Annotated in this window: 22 protein-coding genes; 11 read left to right on the forward strand and 11 right to left on the reverse strand. The window is 63.3% G+C overall.

The genetic code is table 11. The features are described 5' to 3' along the window. Positions 1-35: 35 nt before the first annotated feature. From DCG74_RS09030 to DCG74_RS09050, 5 genes are all read left to right on the forward strand, one after another. Positions 36-278: a DUF4170 domain-containing protein gene (locus tag DCG74_RS09030; protein WP_172787159.1), complete on the forward strand. Its 243-nt coding sequence runs from the start codon at positions 36-38 to the stop codon at positions 276-278. Continuing rightward, positions 275-994, forward strand: coding sequence for a lysophospholipid acyltransferase family protein (locus tag DCG74_RS09035; protein WP_172787160.1), 720 nt, complete (start codon positions 275-277; stop codon positions 992-994). The genes DCG74_RS09030 and DCG74_RS09035 overlap by 4 nt, the downstream gene beginning before the upstream one ends. Continuing rightward, positions 957-2,303 (forward strand): 3-deoxy-D-manno-octulosonic acid transferase, encoded by a 1,347-nt coding sequence (locus DCG74_RS09040; protein ID WP_172787161.1) that lies wholly within the window; start codon positions 957-959, stop codon positions 2,301-2,303. Before DCG74_RS09035 ends, DCG74_RS09040 begins: the two co-directional genes overlap by 38 nt. Beyond that, positions 2,296-3,312 (forward strand): tetraacyldisaccharide 4'-kinase, encoded by a 1,017-nt coding sequence (gene lpxK, locus DCG74_RS09045; protein WP_172787162.1) that lies wholly within the window; start codon positions 2,296-2,298, stop codon positions 3,310-3,312. The genes DCG74_RS09040 and lpxK overlap by 8 nt, the downstream gene beginning before the upstream one ends. Before the next feature lie 261 nt (positions 3,313-3,573). Beyond that, positions 3,574-3,909 (forward strand): GYD domain-containing protein, encoded by a 336-nt coding sequence (locus DCG74_RS09050; protein ID WP_172787163.1) that lies wholly within the window; start codon positions 3,574-3,576, stop codon positions 3,907-3,909. A 257-nt stretch (positions 3,910-4,166) separates the two neighbouring features. Here DCG74_RS09050 and DCG74_RS09055 read toward each other — a convergent pair whose 3' ends face one another. The 5 genes from DCG74_RS09055 to DCG74_RS09075 all read right to left on the reverse strand — a co-directional run bounded on the left by DCG74_RS09055 (position 4,167) and on the right by DCG74_RS09075 (position 7,549). Further along, positions 4,167-4,352: a hypothetical protein gene (locus tag DCG74_RS09055; RefSeq protein WP_246708894.1), complete on the reverse strand. Its 186-nt coding sequence runs from the start codon at positions 4,350-4,352 to the stop codon at positions 4,167-4,169. Positions 4,353-4,762: 410 nt separating this feature from the next. Beyond that, positions 4,763-5,140, reverse strand: coding sequence for a TadE/TadG family type IV pilus assembly protein (locus DCG74_RS09060; RefSeq protein ID WP_257187557.1), 378 nt, complete (start codon positions 5,138-5,140; stop codon positions 4,763-4,765). After that, positions 5,137-5,577, reverse strand: a complete 441-nt coding sequence (locus DCG74_RS09065) for a TadE/TadG family type IV pilus assembly protein (RefSeq protein WP_257187558.1) — start codon at positions 5,575-5,577, stop codon at positions 5,137-5,139. Before DCG74_RS09065 ends, DCG74_RS09060 begins: the two co-directional genes overlap by 4 nt. 74 nt (positions 5,578-5,651) lie before the next feature. Continuing rightward, the gene (locus DCG74_RS09070) at positions 5,652-6,887 is read right to left on the reverse strand and encodes a TadE/TadG family type IV pilus assembly protein (RefSeq protein WP_257187559.1); all 1,236 of its coding nucleotides are present in this window, start codon (positions 6,885-6,887) and stop codon (positions 5,652-5,654) included. Positions 6,888-7,324: 437 nt separating this feature from the next. Further along, on the reverse strand, positions 7,325-7,549 hold the full coding sequence (locus DCG74_RS09075; RefSeq protein ID WP_172787167.1) for a DUF2093 domain-containing protein: 225 nt from the start codon (positions 7,547-7,549) through the stop codon (positions 7,325-7,327). A 293-nt stretch (positions 7,550-7,842) separates the two neighbouring features. Between DCG74_RS09075 and DCG74_RS09080 the strand changes: the two genes are divergently transcribed. Both DCG74_RS09080 and DCG74_RS09085 read left to right on the forward strand, forming a co-directional pair. Continuing rightward, complete coding sequence (locus DCG74_RS09080) at positions 7,843-8,637, forward strand: dienelactone hydrolase family protein (RefSeq protein ID WP_172787168.1); 795 nt, start codon at positions 7,843-7,845, stop codon at positions 8,635-8,637. 61 nt (positions 8,638-8,698) lie between these two features. Continuing rightward, positions 8,699-8,842, forward strand: coding sequence for a hypothetical protein (locus DCG74_RS09085; RefSeq protein ID WP_172787169.1), 144 nt, complete (start codon positions 8,699-8,701; stop codon positions 8,840-8,842). A 272-nt stretch (positions 8,843-9,114) separates the two neighbouring features. On the opposite strand, the gene xseA is transcribed toward DCG74_RS09085, so the two are convergent. Continuing rightward, the gene (xseA, locus tag DCG74_RS09090; protein WP_172787170.1) at positions 9,115-10,734 is read right to left on the reverse strand and encodes an exodeoxyribonuclease VII large subunit; all 1,620 of its coding nucleotides are present in this window, start codon (positions 10,732-10,734) and stop codon (positions 9,115-9,117) included. 137 nt (positions 10,735-10,871) lie between these two features. Here xseA and DCG74_RS09095 point away from each other — a divergent pair, with 137 nt between their 5' ends. The 3 genes from DCG74_RS09095 to DCG74_RS09105 all read left to right on the forward strand — a co-directional run bounded on the left by DCG74_RS09095 (position 10,872) and on the right by DCG74_RS09105 (position 13,086). After that, on the forward strand, positions 10,872-11,882 hold the full coding sequence (locus DCG74_RS09095; RefSeq protein ID WP_172787171.1) for an alpha/beta hydrolase: 1,011 nt from the start codon (positions 10,872-10,874) through the stop codon (positions 11,880-11,882). A gap of 345 nt (positions 11,883-12,227) precedes the next feature. Next, positions 12,228-12,782, forward strand: coding sequence for a hypothetical protein (locus DCG74_RS09100; protein ID WP_172787172.1), 555 nt, complete (start codon positions 12,228-12,230; stop codon positions 12,780-12,782). A 4-nt stretch (positions 12,783-12,786) separates the two neighbouring features. Beyond that, positions 12,787-13,086, forward strand: a complete 300-nt coding sequence (locus DCG74_RS09105) for a transcriptional regulator (RefSeq protein WP_126259030.1) — start codon at positions 12,787-12,789, stop codon at positions 13,084-13,086. 36 nt (positions 13,087-13,122) lie between these two features. On the opposite strand, the gene DCG74_RS09110 is transcribed toward DCG74_RS09105, so the two are convergent. Further along, a complete protein-coding gene (locus DCG74_RS09110) occupies positions 13,123-13,365 on the reverse strand; it encodes a hypothetical protein (protein WP_172787173.1) in 243 nt (80 codons plus the stop codon). Between the two features lie 71 nt (positions 13,366-13,436). Between DCG74_RS09110 and DCG74_RS09115 the strand changes: the two genes are divergently transcribed. Then, complete coding sequence (locus tag DCG74_RS09115) at positions 13,437-13,640, forward strand: hypothetical protein (protein ID WP_172787174.1); 204 nt, start codon at positions 13,437-13,439, stop codon at positions 13,638-13,640. Between the two features lie 135 nt (positions 13,641-13,775). On the opposite strand, the gene DCG74_RS09120 is transcribed toward DCG74_RS09115, so the two are convergent. From DCG74_RS09120 to DCG74_RS09135, 4 genes are all read right to left on the reverse strand, one after another. Beyond that, a complete protein-coding gene (locus DCG74_RS09120) occupies positions 13,776-14,582 on the reverse strand; it encodes a Swt1 family HEPN domain-containing protein (RefSeq protein ID WP_172787175.1) in 807 nt (268 codons plus the stop codon). A gap of 4 nt (positions 14,583-14,586) precedes the next feature. Continuing rightward, on the reverse strand, positions 14,587-15,138 hold the full coding sequence (locus DCG74_RS09125; protein ID WP_172787176.1) for a hypothetical protein: 552 nt from the start codon (positions 15,136-15,138) through the stop codon (positions 14,587-14,589). Positions 15,139-15,146: 8 nt separating this feature from the next. Then, a complete protein-coding gene (locus DCG74_RS09130; protein WP_172787177.1) occupies positions 15,147-15,515 on the reverse strand; it encodes a hypothetical protein in 369 nt (122 codons plus the stop codon). Between the two features lie 146 nt (positions 15,516-15,661). Further along, positions 15,662-16,003: a hypothetical protein gene (locus DCG74_RS09135; RefSeq protein ID WP_172787178.1), complete on the reverse strand. Its 342-nt coding sequence runs from the start codon at positions 16,001-16,003 to the stop codon at positions 15,662-15,664. Positions 16,004-16,059 lie beyond the last annotated feature (56 nt).

Below are 16,059 nucleotides of genomic sequence, written 5' to 3' on the forward strand. Positions count from 1 at the left end.
CTGCTTTGCCGGGCAGCCCGTTAGGAACAGAACTCATGCCAGATAATGCCCCGCAACAACTGCTCCATCTCGTCATCGGCGGCGAGCTCGTCGATCTCGAGCACAACACCTTCAAGAACCTGGACGAGGTCGACATCGTCGGCCTCTATCCGAACTATGCCAGCGCCCACGCCGCCTGGCGGGCCAAGGCGCAGAGCACGGTCGACAACGCGCAGATGCGCTACTTCATCGTCCACCTGCATCGGCTGCTCGATCCGAATCAAGAACCGGCGCGTTGAAAAAACTGCTTCGCAATACGCTGCGAAGCAGCTGGTTTCAGCGTGCCGTCGGGGTCCTGGCGGCCGAATATCTGCGTCTGGTCTGGCGGACCAACACCTTCACGATCGATCCGCCCGACATCTATGAACGCGTCGAGCCGCAGCTCCCTGCGATCTTCGCGTTCTGGCACGGCCAGCATTTCCTGACGCCCTTCATCAAGAACCAGAACAAGGCCTCTTATCGGGCCAAGGTACTGATCTCCCGGCACCGCGACGGCGAGTTCAATGCGATCGCCGCCGAGCGGCTCGGGATCGGCACGATCCGCGGTTCCGGCGACCATGGCGGCGCGTTTCACCGTAAAGGTGGTGTCGGCGCCTTCAAGGAAATGGTGCGGACGCTCCAAGCCGGTTGTAATGTCGCGCTGACCGCCGACGTCCCCAAGCGCTCGCGCGTGGCGGGGCTCGGCATTATCATGCTGGCACGGGAATCGGGACGGCCGATCATGCCTTTCGCGATGGCGACCAGCCGCTTCGTTCGGCTCAAGAACTGGGACCGCACCACCATCAATTTGCCATTCGGGCGGGGCGCATTGGTCGGCATCAAGGAAATCCACGTTCCCGCAGATGCCGACGCCGCCACGATGGAGACGTTGCGGCAGGAGCTGGAGGACACGTTGAACGAGGCGACCCGGCGCGCCTATGCGCAGCTCGGCCGTCCGGGACCGGAAGATGCCTAAGTCGCTGCCCGTTGCGCTGCCGATCACGCTGCGGATGTACCGGCGCCTAGCCGCCGGCCTGGTGCCGCTTGCGCCTGCGCTGATCAAGCGGCGGCTGAAGCAGGGCAAGGAGGATCCCGCGCGCGTCGGCGAGCGGCGCGGCCTGTCCCGCGACGTGCGGCCGCATGGCCCGCTGGTCTGGATTCACGGCGCCAGCGTCGGCGAGGTGCTGGCCTCGGCCGCGCTGATCGAGCGCCTGCGCGAGCTCAATCTGCGCATCCTGCTCACCTCGGGCACGGTCACCTCGGCGGCGGTCGTCGCCAAACGCTTTCCGCCCGACGTCATCCATCAATACGTGCCGTATGACTCGCCGCGCTACGTCGCGCGCTTCCTGGATCATTGGAAGCCGTCGCTGGCGCTGTTCATCGAATCCGATCTGTGGCCGAACCTGATCCTCGCCGGCGCGGCGCGGCGGGTGCCGATGGTGCTGATCAACGGACGGATGTCGCCGCGTTCGTTCCCGCGCTGGCGGCGCATGCACGGCACCATCTCGGCGCTGCTGTCGCGGTTCGACATCTGTCTTGCGCAGTCGAAGACCGACGCCGAGCGCTTTGCCGCGCTCGGCGGCCGCGACGTCGTCACGACGGGGAATCTCAAGCTCGACGTGCCGGCGCCGCCGGCCGATCCCGCCAAGCTCGAACGGCTGATGGCCATGACGCGTGGGCGTCCGATCATCGTTGCGGCCTCGACCCATCCGGGCGAGGACGAGATGCTGATCGCGGCGCATCGCAGCCTGGTCGGCTTCTTTCCGCAGCTTCTCACCGTGATCGTGCCGCGGCATCCGGATCGCGGCTCCTCGATCGCAGGCCTGGTCACCGCGTCCGGGCTGAAGCCCAGCTTGCGCTCGCGCGAGGAGCTGCCGACGGCGACGACCGACGTCTATGTCGCCGACACGATGGGCGAACTCGGCCTGTTCTATCGGCTCTCGGAAATTGTCTTCATGGGCGGATCGCTGATCCACCATGGCGGGCAGAATCCGATCGAGGCGATCAAGTTGGGCGCCGCGATCGTCCACGGTCCGCACGTGTTCAACTTTGCCGACGTCTATGAGGCGCTCGATACGAGCGGTGGGGCGCGGCAGGCCGACACGCAGGAAGCGCTGGTCAAGCAGCTCGGCCAGCTGCTGGCCGATCCCACCACGCGCGACAAGATGCAGCGCGCAGGCACGGGCGTGGTCGAGCAGCTTGGCGGTGCCCTCGATCGCACCATGACCGCGCTCGAGCCCTATCTGTTGCAGTTGCGGATCGAGATGGGGGCCGCCAATGCGTGAGCCGGCCTTTTGGTACCGGCCACGCTCCCTTCAATCGTATGCGCTATGGCCGCTCGGTGCGCTCTACGGCGCGATCACCGCACGGCGCATGCTGCGCCAGGACTTTGACGCCGGGATCCCCGTGATCTGCGTCGGCAACTACCATGTCGGCGGTGCCGGCAAGACGCCGACCGTGCTGGCGCTGACGAAGCTCCTGCGCGAGCTCGGCGAGACGCCTGTCGTGCTCAGCCGCGGCTATGGCGGGCGCCTGAAGGGTCCTGTCATGGTCGACCGCGCGCGCCACGATGCGTCCGACGTCGGCGACGAGCCCTTGATGATGTCGCGCGACGTGCCGGTGGCGGTCGCGCGCGACCGCCTCGACGGCGTCGCGCTGGCGAAGTCGCAAGGCGCGACCGTGATCCTGATGGATGACGGCTTCCAGAACCCTGCTCTGTTCAAGGACGCCTCGCTGATCGTGATCGACGGCGAGCGCGGCCTCGGCAACGGCAAGGTGTTTCCCGCGGGCCCCCTGCGCGCACCGCTCGAGGTGCAGCTCGCGCGCACCGACGCGCTGGTGCTGATCGGCGACGGCAATGCCGCCAACGATGTCGCGGCGGAGATCGCGAAGCGGAACAAGCCCGAGCTGCGTGCGCGCCTGAAGCCGGATGCGGCCTCGCTCGCGCAGCTCTCCGGCAAGCGGGTGTTCGCCTTCGCCGGCATCGGCGATCCCGAGCGCTTCTTCCGCACCCTGCGTGCGAGCGGCGTCGAGGTCGCGCGCACGCGCGCCTTCGCCGACCACCACATGTTTTCGCAGGACGAGATCGCAGCGCTCGCAGCCGACGCTCAGCGCGAGCAGCTCACGCTGGTGACCACGGAGAAGGATCTTGCACGCTTGCGCGGCCGCGAAGGCGTGCCTGACGGCATCGTGCCGTTCGCCGTCCAGCTCGAGTTCGATGACCCGGCAAAGCTGCGGCAATTGATCAGCGATCATCTGTACAGAGCGCGCGAGCGAAGGTTCAGCGCGCGCTGATCTCGCAACGTGAGGCAACGTCTCTGCCCTAGTCGCAAAACGCGAAGTGTCGTGGCTGGCGAATCTTCTTCCGCGCGTTCGGCAGTTGATGTAGCCTTGCATGAGAGCCGTCACCGGGACGTGCCGAAGTCCCGGGAATCATCGACGGCGTTGATGCCCACGGCGGGCAATGAATCTTCATCATGTCAGGTGCAGCGGCCGTAACGACCAGTTCGCAACGGCACGGAGAATTATTGCCAACAATTCAGAGGAGAACTTGCCATGCATTTTTGCCTCACCGGACAATACACGCCACGCGCTCTCAATGCCATTTTGGAGAATCCCACGACCAATCGCCAGGAGGCAGCTCGAAAGCTCATCGAAGCGGCCGGTGGAAAATTGGTCTCGATGTACAGCGTCGCGGCCGACGGCCCCGGCGTGCTCGTGATTTTCGATGTGCCTGATCCCAGCGCGGCTCCGGCCATTTCCGGCCTGACCGTGACGGCCGGTACGCTGCAGAACGTGAAGCTGGTTCGGTTGTTCACGCAGGACGAGATCAAGCAGGTCCGCCAGAACGCGGCAAAGCTGCGTCCGTCGTATTCGCCGCCGGGCAGCTGATCTCCGGACCCAAGGCGCAGCCGCCGTTGTCGGACGACGCGGCGGCTGTACTCATGTTAAAGCCGAAATCATGTCTGCGACGCGCCGAAGGGGCATGCTCACCACGCGCCGGCGGCCATCAATCCGATGATGGTCAGGCACGACATGCAGGCCACGACGACGGTGTAGCATTCGGGTGTATTCATTGCCGTCTCCCAAACTGTTGCCAATTGCTTGGTCACTGCTACGCGGGAGTGATCGCCGGTCTTGCAGCCGCTTCAATTCGGCAGGCCGTGACCGGACTTGCTGTATGCGTCCGTCGTCTCGTCGTCCACTTGCGTCGCAGGATGATAATCTGCTGCGATAGCTTCTGCGCGCTCAGCTGCGATCAGAAGCTGTTTGCGCATTTCAGCGAGACGGGCGCGGCAATATTCACGATAGAGCAGTTCGAAAATGGCGGGCATGATCACCCCCATCGATTGACTTTGGATTACAGATATTCCACCGCGAATTTTCAAGGTGATCGGTAGCCCGTCGGGTGGCTCTTCGATATGAGCCCGTTCACAGACCGCGCCAATTCCAATGCTCGATGGCTGTTTGGTTGACCTGATCGTCCGTGCGATAAAAGAACAGGGCCAATTACCTAACATGCACTATAGCAGCGCTTTGTTTCAGCAGAACTTCATCGAACAACTCTAAGGCGCCGAACCGCAACAAAAAATCCAACCACAACGCGAAACGACTCACCAACGGCTGCAACGAATGTAGAACGCAATCGACCCGCACGGCAGAGACCATTTTGCCGAGTTGTCGGCAATGCGGCGCGGGCACATCGCCCTTTTCCTTCGCGCGGCAAAACCGCCTGCCGGTGGCCTCAACTCGGAAAACATGCACGCGCGGTCAGCGTCACCGGGGACAGGTTGATGATCTGCGGAAACTCGAATGAATAGGTCGCGCTGACCTGGTTGCCGCACGCGGCCGTGGCAAAGGTGAATGTCCCCGGAGGGAGCGTGAGGCCGAAGGCCTGCTGGGCAGCGTAGGTCGTGATCGCACTGCTGCTCGGGCAGAGCGTGTTGTTGACGGTCGCGCAGCGCGCCGCCATTTCGCTGCCATGCTGGATTCCCAGCTGGGTCCAGAACAGCAGTCCGCATTCGATGATCCCGAATATGAACAGGAAGAACACGGGAGCGGTCAGCGCAAATTCCAGCGCCGAGGCGCCGCGCGTGTCTCGCCAGAGTGCGGTGAGCTTCACTGCAGCCTCGTGGTGGACTGCGCGGTGTAGGTGTATGTGGCCGCCACGATCTGATAATCGATGATCGTATAATACGTCGCCCGCGCCGAGACCGTCGTGTATGTTCCGGCCGGCGCACCGCCGGTGCAGACCGTTCCGCAGCTGGTGGCGCTGACTCCCGCACTCGTTGGACATCCGCAGAATTGGACCGGCGGAGGTGAAGCGGTGATGTTGGTCGCGCTGGTGGCGCTTGCGACCGCGTTCGCGATGCCGTTCGTGTCGAAGCCGCGCGCGATGGCGTACTGGGCTCCCGCTTGCGCGGCATTTTCGAGCTGCATCTTGCGATAGAGGGCAAGCCCGATGTCCGTGACCGAGACGACCATCAGAGACAGCAGGGGAATCAGGATGGCGAATTCGGCTGCCGCGACGCCCCGTTGATCGCCGGCAGCATTGCGCACGTGCCGCGCCAGAGAACCAAGCCATCGACGGCCGAACCTGGATGAAGAATTCTGGATTTGCATCGCTTCAAACCTCATTCGACGAGCTGCGCGGTTTGCGATCCGATCGTCGCGGTGCCGAGCGCGGTGCAATTGACCTGCAGGTTCGACGTGCCGCTGAACGTCAGCGTATCCGCGATGATCTTGGTGCAGGATGTGCTGGTGCCGTTGCCGCCGCTGAAGCTGAGATTGGCCTTTGGCAGGTAGATGGCGCCGCCGAAATTCTGCGTGCTGCCGCCGGTGAGATTGAAATTGGTCCCGGCCGGCATGTTGCGGTCGCCGTACATGACGATGCCCTTCGTGGGGCCGCTGGTCGGCCCGGTCAGATCGACGGTCGCGTTGCTGCCGATCGAGGCGGTGCCCCAGTCGCTTCCGGAGCCCGTGAACACCAGGGTGACGCCGCTGCCGGTGATGGTGGCATTTCCGGCGACGCTCAAGCTGGCCCCGTCCAGATAGTAGATGCCCGGATTGAGGTTCAGGACTGCGCCGGCATTGACCGTGATGCTGCCCATGTAGCAGCCGGGGTCGAGCGAGTTCGTCTTTCCGTTGGCGTTGACCGTGATCTTGGCATTGCTGCAGCTCGGCCGCGCCGGCGGAGAGACGTCGGCATAGGGATCGGCGACAGGCGTGATGTGCGTCTTGACCCCGTTGGTCGCCGTGATGCTGCTTGCGCCGGAGACGTCGCCGACCACGCCGACCTGGTTTGCCGCGACCGAGGCGCTGCCGGCGACATTGAGCGAGGGGCTTGCGCTCGAATTGCTGTAGAGATTGCACTTGATCAGGTTGAGCTGGTTGCCGCCGCTGACGTTGACGGCGGGGCTTGCGCTCGCGTTCAGCGCAAGCACGCAGCCCGTCCCGGAATTGGGCAGCGCGACCGAGCGCGCGGTGATTGGCACGCGATCCGAGCCGAACAAGGCCGACAGCAGCCGGCGCTGCGGTTGACTGACGATGACTTCGATGGCCTGCGCGTTCGACGCTTGATTGCCTGTTTTTGGCGGCTGGTTCACCGTGACCGTGACGTCGTTCGCCCCGTCGGTGTAACCATAATTTGCCGCAACCGCCTTGGCTTCGGACGAGGGGTCGCCGCCGACACTGGCAGCCGTCGCAGCGCTGACCGCGCCGGAATCTGCAACGCTCTGCATGTTCTTGTGCTTGTAGTACCACCAGCCCACTTCCGTTCCGAGGCCGGCGGTGCCGACCAGGACCGGCATGAGCACCGCAGAAATCAGCACGTAGCTGCCCGACTCGTCGCGGATGAACCGTTCGAGCACATGATGCTTTGAGCTCGAAGGTGCACCGAACGAACGGCTGAAAGTTCTCCGGAGGTCCATGCGTTCCTGCCCGTTGCCACTTTATCCCGAGGCAATGTGGTGCGAGGCGGCTTAAATGCGCCCCAATGGAAGCCGGACAATTTTAAACATCGGCGAACATTCAGCCGGCATTCATGGCCGCAATTCTATCGATGTAGCCGCGTCCAGGAGAGCCAGATGAAATTGCGGTCTGCAATTCTTAACCCCAGCCTCATAGGTCTGCCGGTTTTGCCCGCCACGGAGCAGTGACAGTGCGATGCCGTGCGGTGGGCAAGGCGAAGTCTCGTAGGGTGGGCAAAGGCGCAAAGCGCCGTGCCCACCATCTCTTCGCAATCGCGACGCCCAAGGTGGGCACGCTTCGCTTTGCCCACCCTACAAGAGTCATGAGAGCCGAGGGATCACGGCTGCTTCAGCGCGCCGGGAAAATGCCGCTGCAGCACCGCGGCGGGCGTGGAATAGGCTTCCTGCAGGTCCACGCTCCAGTACTTCAGCTCGTCGAGCGGGATTCGGACGTCGGTGATCGCGCAGCGCACGAAGGTGCCCGGCGAGATCACGCGGAAATCGCCGTCGAGATATTGCACCTGCGCTTCGCCATGGCCCGAGGGGCCGAACTTGTTCAGCACGGTCGAAAGTCTCCGCGGAAGGCCTCTCCATGGAAACCCGTGGAAGGCACGATGTGTTGGACGGGATGTAGCATAGATGGGGTGGCTTGTCCGCCCGTTAAACCCACCGGTTTGTGATGATTTGCCACCGTTTTCGCACAATGGAGCTCACCGTCATTCCGGGGCGATGCGCAGCATCGAACCCGGAATCTCGAGATTCCGGGTCTGGTCCTTCGGACCATCCCGGAATGACGACGAAAGAGAGACTTCGATCCGAGGGCCACTGGTTCCGGCAGCTCCTGCGGCAGAATCCGATGCGCCTGCGACTGACCGCTCTGTTCCTGACGCTCATGATGTCGGCCGCGCACGCCGCCCCGGCGCCGCAGCCGGTCGAGATTCCGCTTCCCTCCGGGGTGCTCCATGCGCAGCTCTACAAGCCCGAGGGCGCGGGGCCGTTTCCGGCCGTGATCGCGCTGCACGGCTGCGGCGGGCTCAGTGGCCATTCCGATCCGGTGCTGCCGCGCTATCGCGATTGGGCCGAGCGCCTGCTCAAGGCCGGCAATGCCGTGCTGCTGCCCGATAGCTACGGCTCGCGCGAGCTCGGCCCGCAATGCCGCGTCAAGGAGATGCACGTCAAGGCACGGCGCGAGCGCGTCGCCGATATCGCGGCCTCGCGCGCCTGGCTGATGCAGCAGCCTTTCGTGGCGCAGGACCGTGTCAGCCTGATCGGCTGGGCCAATGGTGCGAGCGCGCTGCTCTGGGCCGTGCGTCCGCAGAGCGCGGGGCGCGATCTTGGTCCGGACTTCCGCGCCGCGATCGCGTTCTATCCGGATTGCCGGATCTCGGCGGGCCTCGGCTGGAGCACGCGGGTGCCGACGCTGGTCTTGATCGGCGCCGATGACGAGGTGTCGTCGCCGCCGGCCTGCCGTCAGATGGTGGACGGCGCGCGCGGCCGCAGCGCGCTGGCGCGCATCGTGGTCTATCCCGGCGCCGATCACGATTTCGACCGCGCCACCCCGCCGCTGCACGCCGCCGCCGCGCCCGAGCACGAGGATGCCGAGGCCCGCGCCGCCTCGCAGAAGGACGTCGCGCAATGGCTGGCGCGGTGACGGCGTGCCATCGCGTCGCCGCGCCATCATTCGACCACGATGTCGATTCAACGCATCTCACATGCGCAGCCGCATCACGCTCTTCGCCTCCGCCCTGATCGTCTTCACCGTCGCGATCCTGCTGTTCGAAGCAGAGGCCGGCGCCCCGCAGCCGGAACATTGCGGTTTCTGGACCACGATCGACGCGGGCTTGTCGTGTCGGTAGGGGCGGCCGGCGCTCTCGCCACACCCGTCATGCGAGGAGCACTTGCGACGAAGCAATCCAGAGTCCCTCCGCGGAAAGACTCTGGATTGCTTCGCTGCGCTCGCAATGACGCGTTTGTGGCAAGGCGCGTTCCACACACTCGGTGTCATCGCCCGGCTTGACCGGGCGATCCAGTACGCCGGGGCGGCTGTGGGTCATCGAGAAGCCGCGGCGTACTGGATTCCCCGCTTTCGCGGGGAATGACAGCGAGGGCGGAGCACCGTCCTCCCTCCTCAGAACAAGCTGCCCTGGTCCACCGGCTTGGCCACGCGCCTCGGTGCCGGCTTCGTCTCCGCCGCCGGCTTCGGCTGCGCCGGGGCGGGCTTGGCCGCGGGCGCCACACGATCCGCATCCGCGGTCGCGCCGACGCGGCCGTCGGCGAACTCGATCTCGAGCCGCGCGCCGGGGCCGATCGTATCAGCCGCATGCAGGGGATGGCCGGCCTCGTCGCGCACCAGCGCAAAGCCGCGCGCGAGCACGCTGCGATAGGACAGCGCGGAGAGCAGCTTGCCGCTGTTCTCGACCCGCGCCTCGAGCCGGTGCAGCAGCGTGACGAGCGCGCGCTCTGCCCGCTCGGCCAGACGATGCGTGCGCTCTCGCTGGCGGAGAATCGCATTGCGCTGGGCCTGCGCATTCGCAAGCTTTGAGGCGCGCAGGCGCACCTCCAATCCCGCAAAGCGGTCGCGCCGCTGCCGCAGCAGCGAGCGCGCGGACAGACCAAGCCGCTCGCCGCACACGGTGAGGCGATGATCGGCCTGCGATATCTGACCGTGCAGCACGCGCAGGGTCAGTTTCGAGCTTGCAGCGGTGAACCTGCGGAAATGCGCGTGCGTGTTGGCCTTGAGGCAGCGGGGCAGGGAGGCGCCCGCCGAATCCAGCCGCTGCCGCGGGATCGCCAAGAGATCGCCGGCCGCCGGCAGCGCGCGCGCGGCGGCGCGCAGCTCGCTGCGGCGGCTCTCCTGGGCGCGTTGCCAATAGGCGCGGGTGCGCCGCCCGAGATCGCCGACCTCGACGAACAAGTCGCTGCGCACGGGAACGGCCATCTCGGCCGCCGCCGTCGGCGTCGGCGCGCGCTTGTCGGCGACGAAGTCGATCAGCGTGATGTCGGTCTCGTGCCCGACCGCCGAGATCAGCGGGATCATGCTCTCGGCCGCGGCGCGCACCACGATCTCCTCGTTGAACGACCAGAGATCCTCCAGCGAGCCGCCGCCGCGCGCGACGATCAAGACGTCGGGCCGCGGAATCCGGCCGCCCTCGGGCAGCGCGTTGAAGCCGCGGATCGCGGCCGCGACCTGCTCGGCCGAGCCGTCGCCCTGCACCTTGACCGGCCACACCAGCACGCGGCGGGGGAAGCGGTCCTCCAGCCGATGCAGGATGTCGCGGATGACGGCGCCGGTCGGCGAGGTCACGACGCCGATCACCTCCGGCAGCCAGGGCAGGAGCTGCTTGCGCGCCTCGTCGAACAGGCCCTCGGCCGCGAGCTTCTTCTTGCGCTCCTCCATCAGCGCCATGAGCGCGCCGATGCCGGCCGGCTCCAGCGCCTCGATCACGATCTGGTATTTCGAGGAGCCCGGATAGGTCGTCAGCTTGCCGGTGGCGATCACCTCGAGCCCCTCCTGGGGCTTGAAGCGCATCCGGCCATGCACGCCCTTCCAGATCACCGCCTCGATCTTGGCGCTCTCGTCCTTGAGCGCGAAATAGCAATGGCCGGAGGAATGGGCCCCGCGAAAGCCGGAGATCTCGCCGCGGACGCGGACATGGCCGAAGGCGTCCTCGACCGTCCGCTTCAGCGACAGGGACAGTTCGGAGACGGTGAATTCAGGCGCGTTGAGCAGTTGTTCCGCAGGCGGCATCTCAAAAACGATTCGGCATTTTGGGGTCAGGCCCGACGTTAAGGATTTTCGCAGGCCAGCGCCAATCCCCGGGTTGATCGGAAGAGTACTCTGTAGTATAGAGTTCTCTATTGATTGATGAGTTTGAGGAGTGAGCCATGGCGATCCGGTTGCTGCGCGGCGTCTTGAACGGCCTGAAATGGGCTCTGTGTGCGGTCGGCGCGGTGGCGCTGATCCTGGCTGCGATGATCGCAACGCCACTGCAGCGGCCGCCTGAGATGCGGTCGGTCTCCGACTCCACCAAGGGCATCGACTGGTCCACGCTGCCCCCGCTCGAGCGCTTTCAGGCCCGTGACGGGACCTGGATCGGCTATCGCCACTATTCGCCGAGCGGCTCCGCGACCGGCGGCGGGGCGGTCTTCATCCACGGCTCCTCCGGGTCCAGCGGCGCCGTCAACCACGCCCTGACGCATGCGATCGCCACGCGCGGGGTCGAGACCTGGGCCCTCGACATTCGCGGCCATGGCGGCTCCGGCACGCGCGGCGACATCGGCTATGAAGGCCAGCTCGAGGACGATCTCGTCGATTTCGTCGCGCACCTGCGCAAGACCGCGCCCGATCTGCCGCTGACCCTGATCGGCCATTCCGCCGGCGCCGGTTTCTCGCTGCGGGTCGCCGCGACACCGATCATGCAGGACATGTTCGTGCGCACCGTGCTGCTCGCGCCCTATCTCGGCTATGACGCGCCGACCAACCGGCCGAGCAACGGTGGTTGGGTCAGTGCCGACATTCCACGTTTCCTGGGACTGGCGGCGCTGCGCAAGCTTGGGATCGACTGCTGCTCGCAGCTTCCGGTGCTCGCCTTCGCGGTGCCGGTGAGTTCGGCGAAGTATCTCACCTCCACCTATTCCGATCGCCTGATGCGCAACTTTGCCACGCACGGCTATCGCATCGATCTTCCGGCGACGACGCGTCCGATCACGATCATCAGTGGCGCCGAGGACGAGATGATGATCTCGGACAAATATGCGGACACCGTCCACGCGGTGAAGCCGTCGGTCGACGTGAAGATCATCGACGGTGTCAACCACATGGGCATGGTCACCGTGCCCAAGGCAGTGAATGCCATTGCCGAGGACGTGGCGAGCCGCGGGGCAGGCCAGTCATGATGCGACCCGCCTGCCGCAAGGCAATCGCAGATGGAAGCGGCGTCCCCGCGGCCATCCTTCGAGACGCCCGCCTGCGGCGGGCCCTCAGGATGAGGACCGAGCTTGCGGCAGTCGCCTCAACGGGCATTGGTGCCACTGAGCCTCATCCAAAGGCAAAGCTGCCACCGAGCCTCATCCTGAGGAGACCGCCACCGGGTCCGCGCAAAGCGCGGCCCGATGACAGGCTCCGCGGTCGTCTCGAAAGCCTCATCCTGAGGAGACCGCGAAGCGGTCGTCTCGAAGGACGAGGCGCTTGCTCAGATCCCACCGCGAGTCATTTGCGATAACGGGCATAAAGAGGACGACATGATCGACAGCAGAGAGGCATCCGCAGCGCTGGCCGACATCGACGACATCGTCAAGCGCGTGAGGCAATCGCAGCTCTATGAGCTCGCGAGTCTCGCAGCGGTGTGGTGGGGCGTGCTGGTGTTCGCGGCCAATCTCGTGACCTGGCTGTGGCCGGTCTATGCGGTCTATGCGTGGACCGCCACGGATGTCGTCGGCGTCGGCGGGCTGGTGGTGCTCCGCTTGCTGAACCCGCCGCAACACACCAAGAGCACCGCGGCCAGCATCAGGATGCTCCTGGTGCTCGTGCTGTTCTTCGCCTTCGGCTATCTCTGCACCAACGTGATCGGCCATTTCGGCCCGCGCCAGCTGGGGACATTCTGGCCGCTCTATTTCATGCTGTTCTACACGCTGGCGGGCTTGTGGTTCGGCTCTGCCTTCGTGGCAATCGGCCTCGGCATTTCCGCGCTGACATTGATCGGCTTCTTCTTCATCGGTGAAGCCTTCCCGCTCTGGATGGCCTTCGTGAACGGCGGCGGCCTGATCCTCGGCGGCCTCTGGATGCGGCGGATCTAGCGGGATGGCCGAGCTCGACGACATCATCCACCAGCCGCTGCGCCTGAAGATCATGGCCGCGCTGAACGCGCTGCCCGTGTCGGCCGGCCTGGAGTTCGCCCGCCTGAAGAAGCTCACCGGCGCGACCGACGGTAATCTTGGGGCGCATATCGAGACGCTGGCGAAGGCGGGATACGTCTCGGTGGAGAAGGCGTTCGTGGGGAAGAAGCCGCAGACGACGGTGACTGCCACGGCTGCGGGGCGCGGGGCGTTTGCGCGGCATGTGGCGACGCTGCAGGAGATTATTGCGGGGAAGCAGGTTTAGGCCATTGGCAAGACCGGTAGTGTCTCAGTTTGAAATTCAGTCGACCTGAATGTCATCCGCCCCGACATCGGCATTGTTTGCTGCTGCTAGTTCCTCGATCTTTTCATGAGCGTCGCGCCAGCTTCCATCCCGCTTGCCATTGAATAGAACGCGGCGCGGACCACCAACCTGATCCCAAATCCAAACATGGAGCCAATGCGAATTGCCATCCATTCGCTGGATGCGCACTTGCAGACGAGGAAATGGGATTTCTGGGTCGTCGTAATCAGTCTTCGGCATCGCTCTCTTCCTTGCGAAGCATACCGCTAAACATTACCATATTACGGGGCCGAACTCGAATGGGACTTCCCATGCGCATGATTCTTAAGGCCAACCAGCGTCGCCTGCTTCTGAACCGCAGATCGATTGCCGTGCTTCAACGGCATCCGCGCAGCATCATGAATGGTAGAGTGGACGCCACCGGCAGCACAATCGGCATGTGGCAACAGGCCAATTCAAGCCTGCTCTGGGCCAATGTCTACATTCGAAAGCAGCTAACTGCCCTGAGGACCTAAGGCCCTGCATGTGGCGACATTGCAGGAGATCATTGCGCGGAAGCAAGTGGAGCCCTATCGGCAATATTCGTACAGTTGGTAGATACCGGCTGCGGCGCGCTTTAGCTTTGACGAACTCGACCCCCGAAGAGAGGGTCAGCCCACCTGCTTAATCCAGTCGTGGATTGCGAGCTCCACTCGACGGAATTGCATGGGCTCGTCGATGACGCCGTTATGAGCGACCACGTTGCGTAGATTGCCAAGATCAATGAACCGGTGGAGAAAGTTGATGTCTCCAATGGACGCGCGAAACAGGTCCTCGTACTTCCGGATCAACGTGGCGAGGTCTGGCCAATCCAACGAATACAGCGGACCGTAGGTTGATCGAGAAGGTATCCATTTGTTTTGAGCCTCGTTTGCGCGACGCTCTTGCTCTTTACGCTTCATTGGCGCGGAAGCTGCCTGATCCCACCAAGTATCACCGAGACTCGCCGTCAAAATCTTCTCAATGTGGCGTCGGACTGAGTTCTCCAACGAGAACAGCGCGACATGCAGCTCAGCCATTTTTCGGGCATCGGCAAGGTCACCGTCACTGATGTAGGGGCACCGCGTCAAATCAATGTCGGAAACAACGCTGTTAGCGGTCCTTTCGGCCTCGACAGTCTCGTCCGTCGCAAAGACGCCGAACAGTTCAGCTCCCCATTCAAGGCCCTTGTGGGAGAGACGAAACCGAGTACCATTCGCGCGACTTACCAACTTCGATTTGCGAAAATCGTTGTCCAGCCTCGTGCTGTTTGGCTTCGGCAGACGAGCTTCGGCGAAATAGGCACAAACCTCTGGAATTGAAGCCGACGGCTTTCGGTCTCTTTGCTCCGCCCACCAAAGGAAAGCGGCAGCTTGCTCAACCTTATCCAGGTTGGCCCTCACCACTGCTTTTGCGAAGAGATTGAAGAAATCTGCCATCGGATCAAGTTGCTCTGGTAAGTTCCGAGATGAGCTGCGCCGCTTGCTTGAGCCCCGGCGCGGTAAGGGTCCACCCCTTATCCTTCGAGCCGGTAAACTCGTTGCCGCCCTTCACGTATTTCGAGTGATTGGTGGGATCAAAGAACCCGAAGCGCTCGCACAAATCCCGCGCCTCTCTGTCATCAAACTTCGGCTCCCCAGTCACGATAAGCCGCGCCGCACCCGCGAGAAGGTAGGCGTTTCTGACACGATCTCGGTTTGCCTTTCCGGGGATCTCAGAGACGATCAGCTGACAGTCATTCCCTTCGAGGTGAAAGGTTTGCTGAAGCTCCTCCAACGACAGCCCATTTTGTCTTGTCCAAGCACGCGCGCGCGGCGAGAGGCCCGGATCGCTAACCTCCGTCTGACCTTCTGAGGTGGGTACAGCCGCCATTGCTGGCGCGTCTCCCAAAAGCACGAGCGAAGCCTGAATGACCCTTCGACGCTCTTCGGCTCCGAGAGGGGTGAGCTCCTTAACGATTGCCGCGACTACTTCCGTTACGCTCTTCGTCATCATCCGGCCCCTTACCCGACGTAGGTCCATTGCCCCTTGTCTTTGAGGCGACGCAGTTCCCTCTTTCGCACGAGACGCAACAACACCGGAGACAGCGTTGTAACTGGGTAGAAGTGACCACGTTCTTCCAGAGCATCGCGCACTGCGCTCAGCTTCTTTGGTGTTGAGAAGAAACCCCCGCCGATCAAATCAGACAGCAATAGTGCGAGAGTGGGCTTTCCCTTCGAGTTAGGCGCGCTCTTGCCGGTGCGGGCAGTGGTCTGACTGACCGACTGGGCTGTGCCTTGATCGAACAGCGCAACGAGAGCGAGTACCTCCTCGTGCGATCCTTCAATCGCCACGGTAGCCCCATGTTTGGTAGTGATCACGGCTTTGGGCATCTGTCAGTCATCCGAGTTGTTAATTAGTACAATAAACCATAAGTTCCATCCGGTCAATGTTCTCATTTGAACTGCAATTCTCGGCCAGAATGCCAAAATTGGCATCGATCTAAGTTAGTCAGATTGACTATTGTCGAGTACAACTGTCAGCCGAGGACGGCGATACCGCAGAACAGTGATGGCGCATCTGTTGAATGGCCGAACAGATTGTAGATCGTGGACGAATATTCTGGGGGATTTCGGGCAAAAGAGCTCTCTCGCGTCTTCAGCGCGCTTTGCATCGATCCGCTTCCCAGCAACCAGAAACTCTCTTTTTCTTTCCGATTTTGCTCGCTTGTGTAAGTCAATATTGACTTATCACTATATAACTCATTGGACTTGTTCATCTTATAAAAGTTATTCAATCTGAATAAGGACGAGCGCAAATGACAGCCGAAGGCGGCGATACCGCAGAACAGTGATGGCGCATCTGTTGAATGGCCGAACACATCCCATTGCTATTGCAATCCCGGCACCAAGGCGCGCGCCCCCGGAATGCCGGGGG

This window comes from Bradyrhizobium sp. WBAH42, assembly GCF_024585265.1.
Taxonomy (GTDB): domain Bacteria; phylum Pseudomonadota; class Alphaproteobacteria; order Rhizobiales; family Xanthobacteraceae; genus Bradyrhizobium.